Annotated in this window: 1 rRNA gene; it reads right to left on the reverse strand. The window is 51.8% G+C overall.

Going from position 1 to position 309, the window contains the following annotated elements:
* Positions 1–228: ribosomal RNA gene (locus AB2L51_RS15115) — 16S ribosomal RNA — on the reverse strand; the annotation flags it as partial.
* Positions 229–309 lie beyond the last annotated feature (81 nt).

The raw sequence follows: 309 nt of genomic DNA on the forward strand, positions 1-309 counted from the left end.
GGCTCATCTGATAGCGCAAGGCCCGAAGGTCCCCTGCTTTCTCCCGTAGGACGTATGCGGTATTAGCGTTCCTTTCGAAACGTTGTCCCCCACTACCAGGCAGATTCCTAGGCATTACTCACCCGTCCGCCGCTGAATCCAGGAGCAAGCTCCCTTCACCCGCTCGACTTGCATGTGTTAGGCCTGCCGCCAGCGTTCAATCTGAGCCATGGTCAAACTCTTCAGTTCAAACATCTTTGGGTTTTTAAGAAACCCTAAACTTGGCTCAGCAATCGTTGGTTACATCTTTGATTTCTCGCGGAGTAACTT

Source organism: Acetobacter fabarum (assembly GCF_040702925.2).
Classification (GTDB): domain Bacteria; phylum Pseudomonadota; class Alphaproteobacteria; order Acetobacterales; family Acetobacteraceae; genus Acetobacter; species Acetobacter fabarum_B.